20 protein-coding genes are annotated in these 24579 nt (G+C 40.0%); 4 read left to right on the plus strand and 16 right to left on the minus strand.

The window, feature by feature from the left end; all coding sequences use genetic code 11:
* Nucleotides 1-93 precede the first annotated feature (93 nt).
* Nucleotides 94-828 (minus strand): SIMPL domain-containing protein, encoded by a 735-nt coding sequence (locus OQ289_RS14470; protein WP_270087570.1) that lies wholly within the window; start codon nt 826-828, stop codon nt 94-96.
* Nucleotides 829-938: 110 nt separating this feature from the next.
* On the opposite strand from OQ289_RS14470, the gene OQ289_RS14475 reads away from it, so the two are divergent.
* Nucleotides 939-3728, plus strand: a complete 2790-nt coding sequence (locus OQ289_RS14475) for a S9 family peptidase (protein ID WP_270087571.1) — start codon at nt 939-941, stop codon at nt 3726-3728.
* Between the two features lie 54 nt (nt 3729-3782).
* On the opposite strand, the gene OQ289_RS14480 is transcribed toward OQ289_RS14475, so the two are convergent.
* Both OQ289_RS14480 and OQ289_RS14485 read right to left on the minus strand, forming a co-directional pair.
* Nucleotides 3783-4532: a metallophosphoesterase family protein gene (locus OQ289_RS14480; protein ID WP_270087572.1), complete on the minus strand. Its 750-nt coding sequence runs from the start codon at nt 4530-4532 to the stop codon at nt 3783-3785.
* A 3-nt stretch (nt 4533-4535) separates the two neighbouring features.
* Complete coding sequence (locus OQ289_RS14485; RefSeq protein ID WP_270087573.1) at nt 4536-5297, minus strand: DUF3050 domain-containing protein; 762 nt, start codon at nt 5295-5297, stop codon at nt 4536-4538.
* Nucleotides 5298-5701: 404 nt separating this feature from the next.
* Between OQ289_RS14485 and OQ289_RS14490 the strand changes: the two genes are divergently transcribed.
* On the plus strand, nt 5702-7891 hold the full coding sequence (locus tag OQ289_RS14490; protein WP_270087574.1) for a glutamine synthetase III family protein: 2190 nt from the start codon (nt 5702-5704) through the stop codon (nt 7889-7891).
* Nucleotides 7892-7987: 96 nt separating this feature from the next.
* Here the strand turns inward: OQ289_RS14490 and OQ289_RS14495 are convergent, their stop codons facing one another.
* The 3 genes from OQ289_RS14495 to OQ289_RS14505 all read right to left on the minus strand — a co-directional run bounded on the left by OQ289_RS14495 (nt 7988) and on the right by OQ289_RS14505 (nt 11836).
* Complete coding sequence (locus OQ289_RS14495) at nt 7988-10264, minus strand: cation:proton antiporter (protein WP_270087575.1); 2277 nt, start codon at nt 10262-10264, stop codon at nt 7988-7990.
* A 200-nt stretch (nt 10265-10464) separates the two neighbouring features.
* On the minus strand, nt 10465-11172 hold the full coding sequence (locus OQ289_RS14500; protein ID WP_270087576.1) for a LytR/AlgR family response regulator transcription factor: 708 nt from the start codon (nt 11170-11172) through the stop codon (nt 10465-10467).
* Nucleotides 11141-11836 (minus strand): histidine kinase, encoded by a 696-nt coding sequence (locus tag OQ289_RS14505; RefSeq protein WP_270087577.1) that lies wholly within the window; start codon nt 11834-11836, stop codon nt 11141-11143. The genes OQ289_RS14500 and OQ289_RS14505 overlap by 32 nt, the downstream gene beginning before the upstream one ends.
* Nucleotides 11837-12044: 208 nt before the next feature.
* Here OQ289_RS14505 and OQ289_RS14510 point away from each other — a divergent pair, with 208 nt between their 5' ends.
* Complete coding sequence (locus OQ289_RS14510; protein ID WP_270087578.1) at nt 12045-12389, plus strand: iron chaperone; 345 nt, start codon at nt 12045-12047, stop codon at nt 12387-12389.
* Here OQ289_RS14510 and OQ289_RS14515 read toward each other — a convergent pair whose 3' ends face one another.
* From OQ289_RS14515 to OQ289_RS14555, 9 genes are all read right to left on the minus strand, one after another.
* Complete coding sequence (locus OQ289_RS14515; protein WP_270087579.1) at nt 12390-12830, minus strand: DUF3060 domain-containing protein; 441 nt, start codon at nt 12828-12830, stop codon at nt 12390-12392.
* A 217-nt stretch (nt 12831-13047) separates the two neighbouring features.
* Nucleotides 13048-14280 carry a hypothetical protein gene (locus OQ289_RS14520; protein ID WP_270087580.1) on the minus strand — a complete coding sequence of 411 codons (1233 nt, stop codon included), beginning with the start codon at nt 14278-14280 and terminating at the stop codon, nt 13048-13050.
* Nucleotides 14281-14399: 119 nt separating this feature from the next.
* Nucleotides 14400-14744: a 50S ribosomal protein L20 gene (gene rplT, locus OQ289_RS14525; RefSeq protein WP_002993965.1), complete on the minus strand. Its 345-nt coding sequence runs from the start codon at nt 14742-14744 to the stop codon at nt 14400-14402.
* Between the two features lie 99 nt (nt 14745-14843).
* Nucleotides 14844-15044, minus strand: coding sequence for a 50S ribosomal protein L35 (gene rpmI, locus OQ289_RS14530; RefSeq protein WP_002993964.1), 201 nt, complete (start codon nt 15042-15044; stop codon nt 14844-14846).
* A gap of 42 nt (nt 15045-15086) precedes the next feature.
* Entirely contained in the window at nt 15087-15620 is a 534-nt protein-coding gene (infC, locus tag OQ289_RS14535) for a translation initiation factor IF-3 (protein ID WP_033562952.1), read from the minus strand.
* 47 nt (nt 15621-15667) lie between these two features.
* The gene (gene thrS, locus OQ289_RS14540; RefSeq protein WP_270087585.1) at nt 15668-17593 is read right to left on the minus strand and encodes a threonine--tRNA ligase; all 1926 of its coding nucleotides are present in this window, start codon (nt 17591-17593) and stop codon (nt 15668-15670) included.
* 185 nt (nt 17594-17778) lie between these two features.
* Nucleotides 17779-19665, minus strand: coding sequence for a monovalent cation:proton antiporter-2 (CPA2) family protein (locus tag OQ289_RS14545; protein WP_270087586.1), 1887 nt, complete (start codon nt 19663-19665; stop codon nt 17779-17781).
* Nucleotides 19665-20258, minus strand: a complete 594-nt coding sequence (locus tag OQ289_RS14550; RefSeq protein ID WP_270087587.1) for an NAD(P)H-dependent oxidoreductase — start codon at nt 20256-20258, stop codon at nt 19665-19667. The genes OQ289_RS14545 and OQ289_RS14550 overlap by 1 nt, the downstream gene beginning before the upstream one ends.
* A gap of 116 nt (nt 20259-20374) precedes the next feature.
* Nucleotides 20375-23260, minus strand: a complete 2886-nt coding sequence (locus tag OQ289_RS14555) for an Ig-like domain-containing protein (RefSeq protein WP_270087588.1) — start codon at nt 23258-23260, stop codon at nt 20375-20377.
* A 207-nt stretch (nt 23261-23467) separates the two neighbouring features.
* Here OQ289_RS14555 and OQ289_RS14560 point away from each other — a divergent pair, with 207 nt between their 5' ends.
* On the plus strand, nt 23468-24091 hold the full coding sequence (locus OQ289_RS14560) for a 7-carboxy-7-deazaguanine synthase QueE (protein WP_270087589.1): 624 nt from the start codon (nt 23468-23470) through the stop codon (nt 24089-24091).
* 218 nt (nt 24092-24309) lie between these two features.
* Here the strand turns inward: OQ289_RS14560 and rpmA are convergent, their stop codons facing one another.
* On the minus strand, nt 24310-24576 hold the full coding sequence (gene rpmA / locus OQ289_RS14565) for a 50S ribosomal protein L27 (protein WP_033562958.1): 267 nt from the start codon (nt 24574-24576) through the stop codon (nt 24310-24312).
* Nucleotides 24577-24579 lie beyond the last annotated feature (3 nt).

Consider the following 24579-nt stretch of genomic DNA (forward strand, 5'->3'; position numbering starts at 1 on the left):
TAACTGGTTGTCATAAGCTTTATATTTCTAACATCTTATTGATGTAAAGAATCATTACCATCAAATAAACAAACATTTATGAAATAACCACATTTAGTCAGCAAGATAGCTGGTCTTCACCGTAATATTTGCAGTTTTACTTCTAGAGGTGGTATTAAATGCTCCCCCATAAGAATACTCTTCATTGTCATTTTGACCAGTAATTTGAAAAATCCCTAAATCGGCCTTAACCAAATCCCCTAAACTGGATCCAGCTTCTTTGGCGATGTTGTCTGCTCGCTGACGAGCATTACTAGATGCTTGGGAGATAAGTTCCAACTTAAGATCTTCCAGCTTCGAATAGTAATAATTTGGGGTATTCGAGCTTAGTTCTAATCCCTGAGATATCAATGTAGAAATTTCTCTAGATGCAGCATCAACTTTTTCCAGGTTTTTAGATTCCACGCTGACGTTTTGAGAAAGGCTGTATCCTGAAAACTGATTATAACTTCGACCATTCTCATCACTCGAATAGACAAAATCTTTCGTAATACTCACCGCATCGAATTGTATCTCGTCAGCCTTAATACCCTGCTTAATTAAAAAGTTACGTACCACTTCCCTATCTCGGGTCAACAAATCAGATGCCTCGCTCAATTGCATCGATTTACGGCTGTAGGTAGCTGTCCACTTCACTAAATCGGACTCAAAATCTTTCTTTGCGTTTCCTGTTACGTTTATAGTATTAGTACTCTTAAACTTATACTTGTAAGCGCCGCTTAAAATGAGGCCAAAAACGACAATGGATAATCCCGCAATAAGGGTGATAATGATTTGATTTGTCTTCATGATAAAGATTGGTTTTGAATTCCATAACATTGTTGCAAAAAACGTTCCATAATACCCCCTATTTTATTTATAATTGAGGTCTAATTCAAAAATCAAACTCTTATTCCACGATGAAACTCAGATTTTCAATTCTTACGCTAGCCCTATTTTCAACAAGCGTGTTTGCGCAAAAGAAACCTATCGACCATAGCGTTTATGACAATTGGAAAAGCATTGGGACTGCTAATCTAAGCCCTTCGGGGGCGTATATTTACTATACTATCAACCCGCAAGAGGGAAACTCTACACTCTTTTTGAAAGATCATAAATATAGGGAGATCCTAAATATTCCAAGAGCAACCAATCCACAATTGACAAAAGACGAATCGTATTTAATATCCCTTATCAAGCCTAGATTTGAAGATACAAGGGAGGCTAAAATCAAAAAAAAGAAGGCTGATGACATGCCTAAAGACTCCATCCTTATCCATGCAATCAAAACGGGGATTCAATACCGATTCCCAAATGTAAAATCTTATCAACTACCGAAAGAAAGTATTACGCATTTGGTCTTTGTTTCTGATGTTAAATCCAAACCCTCACAGGATACGACTCAAAAGAAAAAGGAAAAAGAAAAAATAGTTCCTACTCTACATTTACTTAATCTGTCAACAGGAGACACAATCAATTTTGCCTCAGTAGATCAATACAAGATAAATGAAGCAGGCACTAGAATTGCCTTTTCAACAAAAATAGATGAAAAGGACTCGCTATCCTCTGTACTAGGTGTATACTTATATGACATCCCGTCTCAAAAAATATCCAAGATTACGAGAGCAAAAGGAATTTACAAGGGATTTGAATTCGATAAGAAAGGTGAACAATTGACCTATATTGGAGACCATTCCAATTCCAAAGCGTTATTAAAAGCTTTCAACCTCTACCTTTTCAAGTCAGGACAAGACACCTCTACGCTTCTTATACCGACGTCGGGAAACGGCATTCCTCCCAATTGGCAGATAAGTGGGGAATCAAGTTTAAGCTTTAGTGACAATGGTGACAAACTATTTTTGGGTATTGCCCCCACTCCGCGTGTAAAAGATACGACCTTAGTGGATTTTGAACATGCCAAACTAGACATTTGGAGTTGGAAGGACGACTATCTTCAACCTATGCAACTTGCCAATTTAAAGCGTGACCTTAGCAAAAGCTACGCAGCTGTTGTATACCCTGCACAGGGAGCTACGGTCATTCCACTCATAGATCCTACTTTTTCCAGAATCTCCTTCAGCGACACTAAAAATAATGAATGGGCATTAGCTACATCCGATTTTGGCAGAAGAATAGCCTACCAATGGGACCTCGCGACTAAACAGGACATCTATGCAATCTCCACCCTCACCGGCAAGAGAAAACTTGTAAAAGAGAACTTATTAGGTCAGGCTTACTTGTCTCCAGATGGTTACTTTATTATTTATTTTGACCTCGAGAGCAGCAATTGGTACAGTTATAACATTACGAATGAAACGACCATTCATTTAAACGAAGGACTTCCTGTCAACTTCGCTGACGAAGACAATGACATGCCTGCAAAACCAGGTTCATATGGTATTGCAGGCTGGTCAAGTGATGGCAAATCAGTTTACATCTATGACAAATATGATATTTGGAATTTTAGTCTTAGTGAACAAGATAGGTTGGTATCTACTAATGGATATGGTCGTGCTACCGGCACAACTTTTCGATATTTAGACCTGTCACCAGTCGACAATCGAAAATCGACCTTCATTGATGCCACAAATAAATATTATCTAACCGCATTTGACCATCAAACAAAGGAAAATGGAGTTTATCAGGTACACATCAAAAAGAATAGAAATCCAGACAAAATTATGATGGCCCCTTTTGCATTTAAACGGTTTTCAGCCTCCCTCGATCAAAAAACCATCGTGTATACAAAAGAAAACTACCAAAACAGTCCAGACCTCTATCTTGCAACTAATTTTGGTTCCGAAATAGCTATTAGCCAAATTAATCCACAGCAACAAGAATACAACTGGGGAACAGCCGAACTCGTTCATTGGACTACCCCAAATGGATTTGCTGCCGAGGGCATTCTCTACAAACCTGAGGATTTCGATCCCCGTAAAAAATATCCTATCATTGCTTATTTCTATGAAAAGTTATCCGATGGGTTATATACTTATCAAGCCCCAGCGCCAACCCCTTCGAGACTAAATATTTCGTATTTCGTAAGCAACGGTTATTTAGTATTTGCACCCGACATTCGTTACGAAATAGGCTACCCAGGGAAATCAGCAGAAGAATATATCAATTCAGGAATGCAATATCTCGCACAAAATTCTTGGGTTGATGCCACCAAGATGGGAATCCAGGGACAAAGCTGGGGTGGCTATCAAGTCGCGCACCTCATCACCAGAACAAATATGTACGCCGCAGCTTGGTCAGGAGCCCCGGTTGTAAACATGACTTCTGCATATGGAGGCATAAGGTGGCAAACGGGAATGTCTCGTCAATTCCAATATGAAAACACACAAAGTAGACTCGGAAAAACACTTTGGGCAGACCGAGAGCTATATCTGGAAAACTCCCCCCTATTCCACATGGACAAGGTGAACACCCCCGTGGTCATTATGGCCAATGATAACGATGGCGCAGTGCCATGGTATCAAGGGATTGAAATGTTTACGGCATTAAGAAGGCTACAAAAGCCCGTATGGATGCTCAACTATAATGGAGAAGAGCACAATCTAGTACAACGCCAAAATCGAAAAGACATTCAAATTCGGGAGGCTCAATTCTTCGACCATTTTCTAAAGAACAAACCCGCCCCTAACTGGATCTCAAAAGGGGTTCCCGCGATAGAAAAAGGAATAGATTGGGGATTTGACTTAGAGTAAATCAGTCGCTTAAAAACGCAAGAAGGGCAATCACATGGCTGCTCTTCTTGTGTTTCACCTCCGATCCTCTAATAAAAATTGAGCATAAAAATCTGGAATACCACTATCTATAATTGCCTGCGCAACGCTTTCGATTTTATAATTCAGTCGGGATACTTCGATCTCCATATGATCTTCAAACAATGAAATGACCACATATGTCGCCTTTCGTCCCTCTTCTCGACTTCTCCCCACCGAGCCACAATTCAAAGCCGTACGACTTTTCCCTTGAGCATCTGTCAGCGTTCTTTGATATACTATATGTGTATGCCCCATGACCAACAGATCGGCGTCCGTCTTCTCAAACATCGATAACAAATCCCTTTCATCATGATTGGCATATATATACTCTTCATTACTTCGAGTAGAGGCATGCACCAAATGAATACACCACTCCCGGATTCCAATCTTAAATGTCAGTAACATTGTGTAGGGTAACTGTCGAAGGAATGATTTGTTACACTCCTTAATTTGTTCTTTGGAGTTTACAATAGCAATCTCACGAAAAGCAGTTTCTTCAGATGAATGATGGCCTAAAGGTACTATCTCCAAGTCCCATGCAATACGCTCGTCATGATTACCAAGTATACAAGGAATACCTAGCCGCTTTATGTTCTCGATGACTTCATTTCCCCACGGTGCGAAATCCACCAAGTCACCCAGACAATAGATTTGATCAATATCCCGCGCCTGAAGATCCGTCAATACCGCATCCAAGGCGGGCATATTACCATGAATATCACTAATTATTGCAAACCTTGTCATATATTAAATCCCCTCATTGATAGCATCCCAAAGCTTAATTCTTTTTTGTAACGCCACTTTAGCTACAGATTTAATTTGCTCCCATATGTCTGAGTTATCTCCTGCCAACTCTGTAATCATTTGCATCGCTAATGGGCCATGCTCGTCTCCATCCAAGGAAATGTGTCGATCAAAGTAATAAATTATTTTCGCAAGGTCCACATCAGGATCGTGCTGCTGGATGCGCAGTAACATAGGGCCAAACATCTCGGGTATAAGATCCTCACGCCCAAATGTAAATGCAGATGCTATCTCATGCGTCTCTCCATTCTCAATGGTATCGAATGTAAAGCTCAAAAATTCCTTTATGCGAACATCGATTGCAGCATCTGCTATAGCAAGTCTTATCTGTTTACTTCTTGCCTTTTCTATAAATCGGTTTATCCCAGTGAGATCCGCGCCAATTGTTTGCATAGCGTCTAGATACATTTCAAAATGACTTAGTCGAGTTCCATCCAAATATTCATCTGATTCCTCTGCGAGAACGATTTCGTTAATCAAATATCGGGTATTCGGATATTCAGACGCAAACCATGGCGTTTGGGTACAGGTCAATTTAATTTGTAATGCCTTCAATAAAGACATAAAATCCCAGACCGCATATACATGTCCTTCTGTAAACGTCCTTAATGCCTCCAAATTATGCAATCTTTCGTACAGCGGATGTTTCAGCAACATATTTCTTTCCTCTGCTATATAGGCCTGTATCTCTTCAATTTTATTCATATTTTCTTATCTTTTTTAAAATTAAAATCGATCCAAAAATACAAAACAATCCATTGTACTTATGTCGGTAGAATCTCATGAAAGTAAAAAACAGAAAATCGGTCACTACTAAGTTCTACCCCCCCTTTCCAAGAAAACTCCACCAGACAAACGCAAAACCTCCACTACAAAGAACAACCAAATAAAAAAAATCCACCATCACCACTAGACAACTAAAGAAATACAATAAAAAAAACAATAATTCATTAATAAAAAGCACACTTTTCACAAAAAAAACAAATAAAAATAAGTTTTTTTCAAAAAAATATTTTTATTTTTATCAAAACAACATACTTTTACAGTGTAAATTTCAATCAACAATCAGATTATTTCAATAACATACAATAATTCAACACTAATTCTAAATGTCAGACTTAAGATTTCAGGCCGTAGAAGCAGCAGGCAGCAGACCTAAGACCTCTACTGAACCCCTAGCTTTACAAAAAGCGACAGCAATTTATGGTAAGAATGTATTTACCATAAATAAAATGAAGGATTTTTTACCTAAAAACTCGTACAAGCAGTTGGTAGAAATCGTTGACGCAGGTACAACCATTGATCGTGATCTAGCTGAGCACATCTCTCAGGCTATGAAATCTTGGGCTATCGCTAATGGTGCTTCGCACTATACTCATTGGTTTCAACCTTTGACGGGATCTACAGCAGAAAAGCATGATGCATTCTTTGAACCAGATAGTGATGGCAGTGCAATTGAAAAATTCACCGCTGATGCTTTAGTTCAACAAGAACCCGATGCATCAAGCTTTCCAAACGGAGGCATTAGAAATACATTTGAAGCTAGGGGTTATACTGCTTGGGACCCTTCGTCTCCGGCTTTTATTTTCGAAACTGGTGGGGGGAAAACGTTGTGTATCCCTACAGTCTTTGTATCCTACACGGGCGAATCTTTAGACTACAAAGCTCCATTATTAAAAGCCATCAATGCGATCGATAAAGCCGCAGTTGAGGTAGCTCAGTATTTTGACAAGGCCGTCACTAAAGTCATTCCATCATTAGGAATTGAACAAGAATATTTCTTGGTGGACCTAGCTCTATACAATGCTAGACCAGATCTTCAAATAACCGGCCGCACACTATTCGGGCATATCTCTGCTAAAGGTCAACAATTGGAAGACCACTACTTTGGTGCCATTCCAGAACGTGTACTGGCATTTATGGTAGACTTAGAGAACGAATCTTTAAAATTAGGAATCCCATTAAAGACTAGACACAATGAGGTCGCACCATCGCAATTCGAATGTGCACCTATGTTTGAAGAGATCAATCTAGCAATAGACCACAATCAATTGTTGCAAAATGTAATGGATCAAGTAGCTTTACGCCATAACTTCAAAGTCCTATTGCATGAAAAACCATATAGTGGTGTCAATGGCTCAGGAAAGCACAATAACTGGTCATTAATCACCAATACAGGTGTAAATTTACTTTCACCAGGCAAGACACCTAAGAACAACTTGATGTTCTTAACATATTTTGTCAATACAATTAAAGCTGTTCACGAGCATGCTGATTTACTACGCGCATCGATTGCGAGTGCTAGTAATGATCATCGTTTAGGTGCTAATGAGGCTCCTCCAGCAATCATTTCCATTTTTCTCGGATCGCAGTTAGATGATCTATTGGAAGAAGTTGAATCTGCTCGCGTGGCTAAGAAGGTAAAAGCCGAAGCTAATTTGTGGCACGGAATTCCAAAAGTACCAGAATTGAGACTAGATAATACCGACCGGAACCGCACATCACCTTTTGCATTTACAGGCAATAAGTTTGAATTCCGTGCAGTCGGATCCTCTGCCAATTCAGCCCTTCCAATGACCGTATTGAATGCTATAGTTGCCAATCAACTTACCGAATTCAAAATTGAAGTTGACAAGCAGATAAAAAAGGGGACTAAAAAGGACCTTGCAATCCTTAACGTAGTCCGTAAATACATTAAAGAATCCAAAGCGATTCGCTTCGAAGGAAATGGTTATAGCGAAGAGTGGGAAAAAGAAGCTGCCAATCGTGGATTATCAAACATCAAATCTACTCCAAAAGCACTAGATGTGTATGTAAGCGAGGCTTCATTAGCCTTGTTTGAAGGATTAGGTATATACACACACCGCGAAAGCGAGGCTCGTCACGAAATTCTATTGGAGAATTTCTACAAAAAACTTCAGATTGAAGCTCGTGTAATCGGCGAAGTGGTCAACAGCTTTATTGCTCCAGCAGCTTTCACTTACCAAAACGACTTAATTACTAACGTTAAAGGTCTTAAAGACCTAGGATTAGCAAAAGAAGCATACAGCTCTCAACTTAATCTTATTGAGCGACTGTCCAAACACGCCAACACTATTCTTGAAGAATCTGAGGCTATGCGTCAAGAACGTAAGAAAGCCAATGCATTAGAGGATATTCGTGAAAGATCGATCGCTTACGATGAAAAAGTAAAACCCTACTTTGACAAAATTCGTTACCATGTCAACAAATTGGAGCAAATCGTTGATGACAGCAAATGGCCATTGCCTAAGCTGCGTGAGTTGTTATTTATAAGATAGACTAACCGAAGACTCAATAAATACACAAAAGCCACCCAGTTTTGGATGGCTTTTGTTCTTATCATAGCAGGGCACTATCTATCGGGCAAACATTCGCTAGGCTTTATGCTTAATAATCAATGTTGACGGAGCATCGGTAAGCCATCTACTTTTAGATTCCACAAGTTTCTTCCAACTTTTCAAGCTCACGAGCAACAGCTGCTGTTCAGATACAAATTTCTTATCGATGATGCGTTCGTGCATTAGAGTAATTTGATTAGACGCCATATGTTCTATGGCTCGAATCGCCTCCTTGACATATGAATTTTCACGCACACTTCCCTGGACATCCAAAATCACAATCTGGGCATTGCTGTTCGTGATAAATTTCTTGGCGTAATCAATTAAAAAGGAATCCTCTTCACAAAAAACAGGAACTAGTATCCGTCTAAATTCCGTCTGTCCTTTATCTATCAAAACTCCTACAGACACATTGCTTCCACTTAGTATGGATGATGTACGATCATCAAAGGCTGCGTACTCAAAAATCTGCTCCCTTCCAGACATTTGATTGATGATACGTTCAGGATTGATAATGCGCGTTGTAAAGCCCAAGATTTTACCCAAAAGACTTCCCTCAAAAATAGACTGTCCGACTCCAATCAGAAGAAAATCATAATTCCCTTCATTAACAGTATCGATAATATCCGAATTAATATCATTCGAAACTTTAAAATGCGTCGTCAAGGGTTGCTTTAAATCTTCAGATACAGCGACCAATGGAGTAAAACAATCTTTTTCCTCCCGTTCCCAATCGTACTGAGGAAGCATATTGTCTGCCGAAAGATGTAGTGCTGTCAATGTATTGAGTTTTGTATTTTTCTTCGTCATACTATGCGCCAAACGCAATAGTGAGACGCCTGTTTCTGGGTTTCCAAAAGACAACAAGATATTGTATTTAGTTTTTTCACTAATATAATCAGGCGCTATATTTGTCTGCTTACGAAAATACCAATTGATGAAATCAAGAGCTGGCCCGGTCATAAAAGTCGTTACCAAAGCCATAACCACCATCATTGCAAATATCTCAGGGGACAACACCCCTAAGTCATAGCCAATATTAAGAACAACGAGCTCCATCAAGCCTCTGGTATTCATCAGCGCACCTATAGTAAAGCTATCACGCCAATTCTGCCCTACAAAACGTGCTGCTAGAGCACTCCCCGCAAATTTTCCGATCACGGCTACGGCAATAATCCAGCCAGTAGTCTTCCAGAGCTCTGCATCATTTAGCAGGCCAATCTCGGTACGCAATCCCGTATAGACAAAAAACAAGGGGAGCAAAAGCACCAACGCGACATCTTCCACCTTCTCTATAAAAATATGTCTAAACTTTTTATTCTCTGGCATTATCGCTCCCGCCATAAACGCACCAAACAAAGCGTGCACCCCAATCACTTCACTCATATAAGACGAAACAATAAGGACCAAGAAGAAAATAGCCACTATAGGAGCTCCAAGATTATCTCGCTGTGCATGAAGGTCTCCAATGCGTTTTAAAAATGGACGCACTAATTTAATCATAATGATTACATAGATTATTGCAAGACCTATCACATAAAGTGCACTAACGAACGACCCGGCTTTCACGATAGCAATAACGATTGCCAGAATACACCACGCTGTGATATCATCCGCTGCAGCACAGGTCAAGACCACGGTACCTAATCGGCTCTTCTGAATACCTCTTTCCTGTACGATACGCGCTAACACTGGAAAAGCCGTTATGCTCATCGCAATACCCAAGAATAATGCAAAAGATAAGAATTGGACATTATCAGGTGCATAGTCCAAATAAATAAAATAAGACAAGCCCATGCCAAGCGTAAAAGGTATAATAATACTCGCATGACTAATCACCACAGCATCATGCGCCTTATTTCTTAAGATATTCAAATCCAGTTCCATTCCAACGACAAACATAAAGAGGACTAAACCGACCTGACTTAACATTTGGAGGTTACCTAAGGATTCCTTAGGAAAAAGCATCGCTGTAATCTCGGGAAAATACATGCCAAAAAAAGATGGCCCCAAAATAATCCCAGCAATAATTTCTCCAATAACAGATGGTTGACCTATTTTTTTGAAAAGCCAGCCAAACAGACGCGCCACTACAATAATCGTTATAATCTGAGCAAGCAATACAGCTAGAGGATGTTGCAAATTATGCGAAAGTGTATCCACAAATTCATACCAATGACCTTTTCCCGTGTCAGGCATCGTAATAGTCCGCCCCTCTTCTCTATCTAACCCAAACTTACATGTCCAGTACATAATCATCGAACAGAGACCGATAATACTGATGTAAAAAAAACTACTTCTAAATCTCTTCATTTTACCTATCTATTTTTCTATACCCTTCGTCCTAAGTCGAGCTTCGCCTTGTAGTAGCGCTACACCAACCAAGCTCTTGATAAAAATGACAACTCACATATCCACTGGCAACGTATATTCGTACAAGATGAGATTTTTCGGTCAAAAAGGACATAACACCGTGACTAAGATGTAATAAAAATAGAAAAAAATGGAATAAGCTATCGATTCAACCGCTCTATAAATCGTGCTCGGTACGTACTGGAAAGTTGAAAACTAAGAGGGCTATTATCTGATTTAAGCGTTGTCAATATCATATTATGTGTGTAAGATTTGACAATATGCAAAGCAACAATCTCTCTTTTGTTAACTCGGCAAAAGTCGTTCTTTGGCAGCACTTCCTCCAGTCTAGCAAAAGTGACATTTTTGACACAAATAGTACGGCCATCCTGCATATACACATCTTTATCACGACTATCAATTGTCGAATTTACAATGTAATTAATCTCAGATGGCTTCAATAAGTACTTTCCCTGATCAGTATTAAATGCTACCCTAATCGTTTCATCATCCCTAAAACGCGTACGGGCTTTAATTATAGCGTGCTCCAAACGCTCTTTATTAAGTGGCTTTCTCACATAATCAACCACGTTCAAATCAAAAGCATCAGCTGCATATGCAGAATAAGCGGTGACAAAAATAACCATCTTATCACTCAACTTTTCAGCAACCATCAGGCCATTGACCTTAGGCATCTCAATATCCATTATGCAGAGGTTGAAGTCGAGTATATTTCTTTCTTCTAAAAACTTTGTTGGACTATCATATACCTTCACGATCTCTATTCCGGGAATCTGCTCAACTATCAATTTGAGAAACCTTAACCCAGGAAGCTCATCATCCAGTAATATGCATTTTAGTACGCTCAAGTTCTCTAAGATCTAATGTAAGATGGGCAGTAAATATATTGTTTTCTGTAAAACGCTCCAATTTAAAACAATTTTTATACAATATGCGCAGACGATGTTCAAAAGCTTCTATTCCCATCCCCCCATTTTGCTTGGTCAATTGCCAATGCTCACTAGCAGTATTGGAGACCGTAAAATGAAAAAGCCCATTATCCGAAAGCTCGAAATAGAACGAAATGTAAGCCTCAGCACTTTGAAGATCTGCATGCTTAAACGCATTTTCGATAAAATCTAAGCACAACATAGGGGAAATGAGCTTTTGCTCATAATATTCATGAGAAGTCGCAACTTTAGTTTTTACCCTGATATCAAAAAGCGGACTGACTTTGATTTTGTTGATGTCAATTAAACTCCTTGAGAAATCTATTTCAGATTTAATGGAGACATAGTCATCTCGTCCTTCATAAAGGATGTAATCAAGTACATTGGCCAACTTATCTAATGTATAATAAGTTTGGTATGCATGTGATTGTACGGAATTCAAAATATTCTTAAAAAGATGGGGGTGCAACTTAGATTCTAAAGACTTCAGGTGCATACCATCAAATCTTTTCTCAAGCTGTGCAAAGTGCTGCTCAACATGCTGCAGCCTATTCTTTTGAAAACGGGATTGTTTCAGTAACATGCCTATAATTATCAGCATTATTACGATAATAATCCCATAAAAATAAGGTGAAGCAAAAAAAGACATAATGCAAAGCTATTAAATATTTTTTTTAATTGCACGAACAGGATAAGACATTAAGAGAGTTGCGAATAATTCTGTCTTGATTATTTAGATACAACACATGCATACTTCTAAATAAAATCGCTATTTTTATGACAAAAAGAACATGCAACTAGTCGATGAATACATCCAATCAGCATCCGTCCCCTTGCAAGGCAAGCTGCAGCAAATACGAGAATTGATAAAATCATTGGTTCCTGAGGCCGTTGAAGGTTTTTCTTACAAGATGCCTTCTTATAAATTAAATGGCAAACCTTTGCTATACTTTGCCCATTACCCTGGACATATAGGCTTATATGCGACACCAACGGCCAATATCAAATTTGAGAAAGAGTTAAGGAATTATAAACAGGGAAAGGGACCTATCCAATTTCCGAATGACCATAGTCTCCCTCTTGAATTAATTAAGAAAATAATCGTCTTCAGAAGAAACGAAAACGAGAAGCAATGACTACTTCAATTTCATAACCATATTATCCGCTCCTTCAATAGATATATCCGCCTTTCCTGACTTATTTGCAGATTCCTTATAGTGGATGTGATTATGTGCACCTTCTACAGAGACAGAGTCGACTTGATTAACATTTATCATATTTTGCGTCCCTTCAACTTCAATTTTCGCTACATTGTCTGCTTTAACATTATTGCTGGCGCCTTCCACATTCAATTTCGCAAATGAACCAAGAATGGTTACCTTGTTACTTGCACCTTCGATACTGACAATTTCGTCACCTGTACACTTAATTGTACGGGTATTGTTCATACCTGTCACTTTAATCTCTTTTCCTTGCTTTTGAATATCTATTGGATGGCCACCAACGGACATATTTGCATATACCCCACTGCTAAGAAAGAGAATACCTGAGCAAATCATTACTATTGACTTTTTCATTGGACCTTGTTTAATGTTCACATTTTGCAATAATCCATTACAAAAAACAGACCAGTATTTCCTAATTCAATTTTTTCGCTCTAGTTTTAACCAATACTTGTCTTTTATAGCTCATCCTTAGTTCTTTCACCCTGTGTAGATACCTTAGTCTCACTGTCGTATTGATATTGGTATTTACTCAAAAGTAGTATTTTTTTTTAGCAGAGATAAGCTACTACTAGTTTATCATCTTTTCTTTCAGAAATTTTAATTTGGCATATCTAAAGGTTCCTCTTGTACTGGCTATCATCATGCCCAAAGAAATCTCCTTCTTATCATGCGCAATTGGGAATAGACAAGATCGATAAGCTTCTCTATCTTCTAGTGATTTATCTAACACCTTAAAATTAACTCCATCCTTTGAATAGGCAAGGTACAGGGCTTCGCCTTTGGAGGATTTAACAATACCTATATTGATAAGCATAAAATAGTATCCATCTATCATACAAGCCTGTATATGCCACGGCGCATAAGCGACATTCTTCTTCAACCATGGCTCATTGTCGAAATTTACAAACTCACTTTGTTGGAATGTCGTAAAATCCAAGCCATCTATGGAAGATCTCCTCAATACATAAGAGGGCTTATCCCCAGGAAAATAATTACTGCTGTTGTTATTCAATACCTCATAACTCACAAATTGTTTTCCATCATATAGATAAGTTGGCGAGAGAAGAAGATTATTAGGTGGCGAGTGGGGAAGAGCACTGGTGTAGCAAACTTCCAGCGGATCCCAATGCACACCATCTGTAGAGGTCTGCCTCACAATAGCCCTCTGTGGGTCCCCCCCTTTTAGCTTTAGTTGGTTATTGGCACTGGCAGCTCCACGTCCCTTTAATCCACCCGCAGTCACCCAACTACTCCTATAGAACAAATAAAATCTATCATTAACATATTCAATATCAACATCCGACCAGTAGCCTTGTGTGTTCGTATCATTGGGGTCGCCACCGAAGCTTTCCTCAGGAGCTGGACATTTGACCAAAGGATTTTGCAACCCCATAGGAGTCGACCAGTGTACAGCATCATTAGATACAACAACTGTCGGATTCTCGAAGGTAGATGGTTTAGAAAAGGAACTTACAACGCCAAAATACGGGGTAAATACCATCCAATATTGATATCCGTTAAATCCATTCGGAAAATAGTGAATATCAGGATGGGCATATGCTTTTCGATTTGCAGAAAGATTAAACATACGATCAGGCGCATTTTGTCCATAGTATGTTCCATCTATCGCTACATCAATAGATACCTCCTTAAAAGCCTCTACAGTGTACATTTTCTCTTCTAAAGGGGGAACCTTAACTTCATCGGGAATTAACACCGCATCATCACGACGGCATCCGATTATAATGAATAGAATCAAAAGGGCAACAAGCGCCCGCTCGTTGCAGTAGACAGATACCATGTTCGTGAATATGTTGTTAATAATTTGTAAAGGAGACGAAATTACAAAAATAAAATATAAAAAAAGGGACCCCAAAGGATCCCTCTTAATATCTAACAAATTGACAACGGTTTAAAACTCTATTTTACTGCGTCTACAACTGCTTTAAAAGCGTCTGGATTGTTTAAAGCTAAATCAGCAAGAACTTTACGGTTCAAACCTATGTTTTTAGCATTTAGTTTACCAATCAATTGAGAGTATGAAATCCCATGTTGACGTGATCCAGCGTTGATACGTTGAATCCATAAAGCTCTAAATTCGCGTTTTTTGGTTTTACGGTCGCGGTATGCATACTGTAAACCTTTTTCTACTGTATTCTTAGCAATAGTATATACTTTGCTGCGTGATCCATAATAGCCTTTGGCTAATTTAAGGATTTTTTTACGTCTTCTTCTCGAAGCTACTGCGTTAACCGAACGTGGCATATTTTTAAAATTTGTTTGGTAGAAGGTGTCATGTTTTACAATGAACTTACAACCTCATACCCGGTTAAAAAATTATTGTTAATTAAAATCGAATAAAACTTATTTTCCGATAGCAAGCATACGTTTAACATTGCCCATGTCGCCATCAGAAACATAACTAGTTTGTGTCAAGTTACGTTTACGTTTTGTGCTCTTTTTTGTCAAGATGTGGCTTTTGAAAGCGTTCTTTCTTGCAATTTTACCTGTTCCAGTCAACTTGAAACGTTTCTTAGCGCTGGAATTGGTTTTTACTTTTGGCATAATACTTATAAATTTTATATCAATCTGTTAGATGCTTTTTTACTATTTTTTAGGAGATGTTACGGTTTTAGGCGCTATCGTCAAAAACATTCTTTTACCTTCCAATTTTGGCAATAACTCTACCTTACCATAATCTTCCAAGGCCTGTGCAAAACGTAGTAACAAAATCTCTCCCATCTCTTTATGGACGATTGCACGTCCCTTGAAATGAACATAAGCTCTGACTTTTTCGCCGCTTTCTAAGAAACGCATCGCGTGCTTAAGCTTAAAATCAAAATCATGCTCGCTGGTGTTAGGACCGAATCGAATCTCTTTGATTACAGTCTGTTTCGCATTAGCTTTGATTTCTTTCTGCTTTTTCTTCTGCTCGTAAATGAATTTACTGTAGTCAATTATCTTACAAACCGGAGGAACAGCATTTGGCGAAATCTCCACTAAATCAAGTTCCAATTCATCAGCCAATTCTAGAGCTTTACGTGTAGGAAAAACTCCCTGCTCCACATTCTCTCCTACCAAGCGCACTTCGGGCACACGGATAAGTTCGTTAATGCGGTGATCTGGTTCTTTCTTTCTCATTGGTGGACGAGGTCCACTGGGTCTTTTTAATGCCAAATGTTTAAAAATTAAACGGTTATTTCTTTAATTAATACTTCTCTAAACTCTTGTGGTGTCATGATACCTACGTCTCCTGACCCGTGCTTACGAACAGAAACTGTGCCATTTTCGGCTTCTTTCTCCCCTACGATTAACATATAGGGTAATTTTTTCACCTCGGCGTCACGAATCTTCCGTCCAACCTTCTCATCACGAAGGTCAATCAGACCGCGAATATCGGAATTATTTAACGATTCTAAAAGTTTTTGTGCATATTCTTCATATTTTTCTGACACAGGCAAGACGATAAATTGCTCAGGAGCAAGCCATAATGGAAAGCGTCCAGCACAATGCTCAATCAATACGGCCACAAAACGCTCCAATGAACCAAAAGGTGCTCGGTGGATCATGACAGGTCTATGCTTCGCATTATCGCTACCTGTATATTCCAATTCAAAGCGCTCAGGCAAGTTATAATCTACCTGGATGGTCCCCAATTGCCACTTACGTCCTAACGCATCCTTCACCATAAAGTCCAGCTTTGGACCATAAAATGCTGCTTCTCCGTACTCCACAACTGATGGAAGCCCTTTCTCTTCTGCTGCTTCGATAATAGCACGCTCAGCCAAAGCCCAGTTTTCATCCGACCCAATATACTTCGTTCTATTCTCAGGATCACGTAAAGACACTTGTGCTGTAAAGTTTTCGAAACCTAAGGCTCCAAATACATAGAGGACCAAGTCAATAACCTTCTTGAACTCCTCCTTTACTTGATCAGGACGACAAAATAAATGTGCATCGTCCTGTGTAAATCCACGAACGCGAGTCAACCCATGTAATTCACCAGACTGCTCATATCTGTATACTGTTCCAAACTCCGCAAATCGGACAGGTAAATCCTTGTACGAGCGAGGTTTCGTTTTATAAATCTCACAGTGATGCGGACAGTTCATCGGCTTTAAAAAAAATTCTTCTCCTTCTACAGGAGTTTTTATCGGTTGAAAAGCATCTTCACCATATTTCTCGTAATGACCTGAAGTCACATACAACTGCTTGTGTCCAATATGTGGTGTAACCACCGGTTCGTAGCCAGCTTTCAGCTGTGCCCTCTGCAAGAAGTCCATTAACTTTTGACGCAATGCGGCACCCTTAGGCAACCACAAAGGCAAACCCATCCCAACCTTTTCAGAGAAAGCAAATAGCTCTAATTCCTTCCCTAATTTACGATGATCTCTCTTTTTTGCCTCTTCTATAAATTTTAGATAATCAGCTAATTCAGATGCTTTAGGAAAAGTAACACCATAGATACGCGTCAACTGCTTTCTAGACTCGTCTCCACGCCAGTATGCTCCAGCAACATTGGTTAGCTTAATCGCTTTTACAAATCCTGTATTCGGAATATGAGGTCCGCGACACAAGTCTGTAAAATCACCCTGCGAATAAAACGTGATTTTGCCATCTTCTAAATCCTTGATCAAATCAAGTTTATACTCGTCTGCTTTTTCGGTAAAATAGGCCAAAGCGTCTGCTTTAGAAACAGCCTTACGCTCGAACACTTCCTTACGTTTAGCCAGCTCTAGCATCTTATCTTCAATCTGTTTAAATTCATCCGAAGAGAACTCTCTATCACCAAAATCCACATCATAGTAAAATCCGGTTTCTATAGCTGGACCAATCCCCAATTTAACCCCTGGATATAACGCTTCTAGGGCTTCAGCCATTAAATGTGCTGAAGAATGCCAAAAGGTAGATTTACCTTTCTCATCGTTCCAAGTCAGTAATTTAAGAGTGGAATCCTGTTCAATGGGACGGGAAGCATCCCATACTTCGCCATTAACTTCGGCGGCTAATACATTTCTGGCTAACCCCTCAGAAATGGACAACGCTACTTGAGCGGCTGATGTTCCTTTTTCATATTCTCTAACGGAACCATCAGGTAATGTAATTTTAATCATTTACAAGCATGATTATATGTTTAATAAAATGTAGAAGTTGACAGGACAACATATACGACTATGTAGTTTCACCCCAACACCCTTCAATGAATTATCACAAAGATACCTAAACTTCAGCAACAAAAAAAGTCTTTCGACCAAAAGCCAATTACCTTAACAATCGGATCATCTAGATACGCTAGGCCTTAGCCTCCTTCACTTTCATGCTCACCTTTTTTTCGTTCTTCGTCGTTCCACGCATTCTGTAGGGTACGATTATCATTTAACATGTCATCCAATATTTCACTCTCGAGCTCCCGTATAGTTTCCTGCACGATCTGAATATATTCTGACCCTTCATTTCTCGCTCTCGCTAATTTATAAAGTGATTTATCCTCCAATTTTGAAAATTTTTGTGCGGCCCTAAACACAGAATATTTCCGATAACCAAGATCCGTCATCACATCCACCCCCATACGGAGTGCGATATCGGTGCCGACACGATACACACGATCCACATCACTCTCAATCAGATCATACGCGATATTTCGAGTATTCGCGATAGCGACAATCTTAAGGTGGCTGAAATGCTTCTTAACCATATTCACCAATTTCATGTGATCCTCGTCATTATCGAACGCACTGACGATTACCTTCGCATTTGCTGCACCGGCCGACTTCAATAAATCTATCCGTGTAGGGTCACCGTAATACACGTTAAAACCGTATTTACGAAGCATATCTACGCGATCTCCATTATAATCCAAAATGGTAGTCTCTACTTTATTCAAGTGCAAAAATCTGGCAACTATGGTCCCTACCTGACCAAATCCAGCAATAATAACCTTGTTATTTTCATTTACTTCATCAAAGTCATCGTCCTTCTCTTCAACTGGATTAGCAAGTCTATCAATCTTAGGCAGTAAAAATCGATCAGCTATCAAAAGTAATACGGGTGAAATTGCCATACTTACAGCAACGACAGCCACCATGATATTGATTGTTTCCGCGCTAAGTAACTTCAACTGGCCGAGGATACTGAACAATACAAAAGCAAACTCCCCCATCTGCGCTAACGAAACCGCAAAAATAATGCGTTGGTCCAGCTTCAATTTGAAAACAACCGCAAGAAAATAAAGTACCATAATCTTGGCCAACATAAATATCGTGACCCAAAGAGAAATAGCATGGGCTTCCTGCCATACAAAATACACATTGATTGAGGCTCCTACAGAGATGAAAAATATTCCAAGCAACAACCCCTTGAAAGGTTCAAGATCACTTTCCAGCTCATGCTTGAACTCACTATTGGCTAATACTACACCTGCAAGAAAAGCTCCTAAAGCTGGACTAAGGCCCACCTTCTGCATAATAAATGCGATTAGCACAACCAACAGTAACGCCCCTACCAAAAACAATTCACGCATTCCAGTGCGCGTCACAACGCGCAATATAGGACCTACGATATACTTCCCTATAAAGACAACCGCGGCCACCGCTCCAATCAAAGATACAGCCTTTGCTAAACCACTAATATCTGTCAACCAAGTATCCTCATGCGTGACCACTCCAGCATCTATGGCCAAGAGAGGCAAAATGGCTAAAATAGGTATTACAGCGATATCTTGAAATAATAGTACAGAAAACGAACTCTTACCAGCCACAGTTTGCAACCATCCTTTCTCACCAAGAGATTGCATAACAATTGCTGTGGAAGAAAGTGCTAACGTCATCCCCAAAACTATCCCCTCTTTGAATGTGAATCCCATCATAACACAAATAGCCCCAATAATCACTGCCGATAATAGCACCTGCAACCCTCCCATACCTAATATAGGTATCCGCAATTTCCATAACGTTGAGGGATCCAGCTCTAATCCAATCAAAAATAACATCATAACAACGCCAAACTCCGCAACATGCATAACATCCTTGGCGCCACTGCCTACCCACTGCAATACCGAAGGCCCAATAATCACACCGGCGATAAGGTACCCCAACACCGACCCCAACCCTAAACGTTTAGCAATAGGGACAAAGACAATAGCCGAACCCAAATAGGCAATGATTTGGAATAAAAAAGTTGAATCCATTAGCGATGATCGGATAAGTAGTTTGAATAAAGCATTTCTTTTAGAAGAGAGAGATCATACAGGCCAAGTTGTAACAACCGAATATGTTCTACAGCTCGCTCAATATCCCCCTTCAACGTATCTATATCATGTGTAAAGGCTCCATCTATCACATACGGTGGAAGGTATTCCATCTGACACAATAGAGCAGTCTGCTTATAGGGCAGCAAGAAATCGGGCAATGGATGTCCATGATGTCCATCGGTTTGATAGGATGCAATGGTAGCACCTGTTGTGACCATGTTAAAGATTAATTTTCCTTTTAGCGCCACCCCTTTTATTCCATATGCCCAATCGTGCAAAAGTACCAGATCAATCCATTGCTTGATAATTGGTGGGGCAGAGTACCAATAAATAGGATGCAACCAAATGATAATATCGTGACGCTCCAAAGCCGCTTGTTCCACCTTCACAGGGATGTCAAAATCCGGATAGAGTTCGTACAAATCTCGAACGGAAACTCCATCCAGCTCCCGCAAACGCTTAACCAATCTTTTATTGACAACCGATTGTTCTAATGTAGGATGTGCAAATAGCACCAAGACCTTCAGCATAAATGACACAAATTGTTTGATACAAAAGTGTAAAAATTTACGCTTTAATCATGGTTAGAAAATAAATAAAGCTTCATGACTTAAACATATCAATTTTGTCCCCCTAAAGGCACCTTTTATTTCGATATTCTTCTCGATATTAAAATATACCCTGATTTTACGACATTTTTCTCCCCGCTTTTATAAGCGCTCACCGTATAGAAATAAGTCATATCTTCAACACCTTCGGCCTGCCAATCATTTCGGTAATCTCCAGAGGAAAACACTTCCTTGCCCGCCCTTGTCCAGACAGTCAGTGAAATTCGGTCATAATAACCGGTCCCCATAACGACAAATTCATCGTTCATTCCATCGTCATTCGGTGTAAAGACATTGGGGACAAAAAAGCCCGAAACAGTTATGTTCACTACAGCTTCGTTCGTCCAATTACCCAATACATCCCTAACTTGATAGACAAAACTGTCCTTGCCTGAAAACCGATCTTGGGGGCGGTAAATTACATGCCCATTCTCTAACCGTAACATGCCATCCTTAGGCCCAGCGACGATTCGGATGGAATGAATATCCAGTTCGGCATCCCCATCCGACTTATCATTATTCAGTATCGGGATGGACAAATCGGACCCCACCTGACCTACAATGTAATCATCATAGGCCGTAGGTGTTCTCTTAATGACCTTTATAGTCACTAGCGTCGGAGCGACTTGCCCCCCCTTTTCATCTTTTACAGTATAAGTCAACTCGTCTACGCCATCGAAATCCGCTTCAGGTTGATAAACCAGGTTACCATTTACATCAAACCAAGCTTCTCCATATTTTGGAAGCCTTTCAAGTTTCAATGTAGACAGCACTACAGCCGCGCCATCAAACTTATCATTGAAGAGCACATCTACTGTCGCCTTTACTCGCTGTTTGGTCACTACTAAATCGGAGACCCCCATAGGAAGGCTAGAAATAGCTTCGGCCCACCTCATACCACTGTGCACAGCAATATTGTTACACCCCACACTACACTCCTGCTCTGCGCCCTGAGGGGCCTTTATGCGAACGTCTTCAGAAGTGGCATCAGGATCAATTACATCGGCGCTGCGCACAATTGTAGCCCTTGCCACTATCCGATCTGAAGCAGGGGCACCCTGGGGCACTATAGCCTTTATTTCAAGCAACAAATCCTGGTTACTCAACAAGTCCAACAAACAACTGTAGTAATTTCCCGTTCCTGACGCACGTCCACTATCGTATTGGTAGCCTCCACCAGTCAAGCCTACAATTTCAAATCCTACAGGAAGTAAAAAGTCAAATGTCGCATGCCCAACCTTCGAGGGTCCATTGTTTCTCACCTTGACCATATAAGTGACCTCATCTCCCGCGGCCGCAAATCCAACTAGATGGTCAATAGAGACAATTTCCAGATCGGCCACCTTTACAGTCAGCGATATATCTACGATATAAGTCGACTGTATAGCGTAAGACCAAGTATCCATTGATTTCTCATTACCAAAGCTATAATTGCCATAATCTGTGTTCGTATTACGATTAGCTGTTTGATTTCTATACGTGCCCCATATGTGTCCATTCACACGACTGCTCACCCCGGAAAGGTTTATAGATGGTTTACTATTTTCAGACTCCTTCCCCAACTGTAAGTCTCGATCATCCCAATACACTAAATCTGACTCCACCTCATCCATATCTATTGCCAACCGTTCTAAAAGGATCCCATTTGGATTAATCTCCATATCAAGATATGGAAAATGCACTTCCCCCTCTAGAAGCGAAATTTTCACGCTCACATCCTGTTGCTCACTCGGTGGGAGTCGATTTCCTTCGTCATCTTTTCCATCCCAATATATTTCGTTAAAACCTGAAGTCGCCCGATAGGTATAAACCACAATTGGTTTTCCCTCTTCTCCTAGTCTCTCTACGGAGACACGATACATCCCTGCGTGATTTGTATAAAAACGTAGATATGCCCCTTTAGCGCCAATATACCCCACAGTACCTTCTGCCCCTACAATGCTCACTCGTTCGATAACTGGCCGCGGTCGTTGATTTATAAGCCAAGTACGATGATCGGGCATAGCTCCAATAGCTTCTGCAGGCATATCAAAATTGGGCTTCACGTACCAGATTTTATGCGTAACTACTCCACCCCCATCTGCTTCTCTCGGGTCATGAACCACTGGGCTACCAACTTGTGGCACATAATCCAAACTCTTGTAAAGCGCTCCGCCTTTCAAATTCAAAAACCCACTATTATTGACAAACGAGGTAAATGCAATGCCATTGCTTCCATTTGCATCGACACGGTAGGTGTAACCATCATTTGTCAACACATAATATCTGCCATAGAAAGCTCCCGCCTGATTGGCCATCTGTCCGCTATTTAGATGTAAGTTTAAAACATTAGTATAAACTCTTCCGCCGACCCATGCATTGTCTTCCCGATTTCGAACGGAAACATCCCACGCAGCTATACAAGCATCCCCCGTCTGCATCCAGTTATCATCTGCTGCTATTGCAGGTATATTGGGATCACCATATCTTTCAGTATGCTCACCTATGGGTGAAATAAATTCGACCTTCCACACACCTGTCTCCATGACTTGAACTTCAAACGGTGTATAGCCTAACCTTGGCCCATCGAGCTCAGCGTTACGTGTTCCATCGCCACGGTTCATGATTCGCCCAACATTGCTACGATTGCTAAGATACTGCTTACCTGAAGGACTTGTAAGTCGTATTCTACCATCGTCAATATTTTGTGCACTGGAAGCGGTCGCAATTATCTCCCCCTCTACGGCATAAACATAGTGGGTTCCTAACGTAAAAAAAGGAAAACTGGAACTTCCCTGCTCCTTTTCATTTCGTGAGATTAAGTACGCGCGATTGCCTTTCACCCCATTGGGGTAAAGATCCTTTGACCCATCTGCCCACAAAAATATAGGCCAAAGGGTCATAAGCACGTGCAAAAACAATGGAAAATATCCTTTGCTTTTCATATACAGGTAGATTTTAGTAATGGGTACTAACTAGGTTAAATATAAGATTTAATAAATTAAGTTAATCATGAAAAAATATTATATTCTCTAATTAACCGTATCTATCTGTCTATCATTTGTAAATATTTTCATCACTCTCACATAGCAATTCAAGAGAGGCGGATAAGTAGGAAAAAATCCCTACCTTTGCAGTCTTAATTGAAAAAGATGTCACGACAAGTTCCCGAAGACGGCCGACTTCTACCGTTAATGGAAGAATTTTACACAATCCAAGGAGAAGGATATCACACTGGAAAAGCAGCTTATTTCATACGTTTAGGTGGTTGTGATGTAGGATGCCATTGGTGTGATGTAAAAGAAAGCTGGGATGCGGATATTCACCCCCTGACAACGTCAGATACCATTGTGGAGCACGCACAAGCTCATCCTGCCAGGACAGTAGTAGTAACTGGCGGCGAACCTCTTATTTACAACCTAGACTATCTGACCCAGCAACTTAAGGAACAAGGAATTAGCACATTTCTTGAAACATCGGGAGCTTATCCTCTAACTGGAGATTGGGATTGGATATGCCTTTCTCCAAAAAAATTCAAAGCCCCCCGTCCGGATGTACTGGCGGCAGCTGGCGAACTCAAAGTCATCATTTTTAACAACAGTGATTTTAAATGGGCGGAAGAGCATGCGGCACTTGTGGGAAGCTCTTGCAAACTCTACCTCCAACCGGAATGGTCTAAGGTAGCAGAGGTTACCCCTCTCATTGTGGAATACGTAAAGAAAAATCCTCGATGGGAAATTTCGCTCCAAACTCACAAATACCTCAACATTCCATAATCTTCTTTTTTATTTAAATAAAAGCACATTGGAGCTTCATTTATTTGGACACGCTTTGTCTTCAAACAGATTTTTTTATTTCTTAGAAAAATTGTAGCTCCACTATTACGAAGAGCGGGACTTCCTTCTCAATAACAAGGAGCTATAATCTTCAGATTTCAACACAAAAAAAAGCCCTTCGATAAAATATCGAAGGGCTTTTTATAGCTTTTTACAGCTTATGCTTTATCTTCCACAGGAATCACAGAAACATAAGATTTATTATTTGCTTTTTTACGGAAAACAACTTTTCCATCTACTAAAGCAAATAACGTATGATCTCTACCGATACCTACGTTTAAATCTGGGTTGTGCTGAGTACCACGTTGGCGAACGATAATGTTACCAGCGATTGCTTCCTGACCACCGAAAATTTTAACGCCTAGACGTTTGCTATGTGACTCACGACCGTTCTTCGAACTACCCGCTCCTTTTTTATGTGCCATTTT

Origin of the sequence: Sphingobacterium sp. SYP-B4668, assembly GCF_027627455.1 — a bacterium.
Taxonomy (GTDB): Bacteria; Bacteroidota; Bacteroidia; order Sphingobacteriales; family Sphingobacteriaceae; genus Sphingobacterium.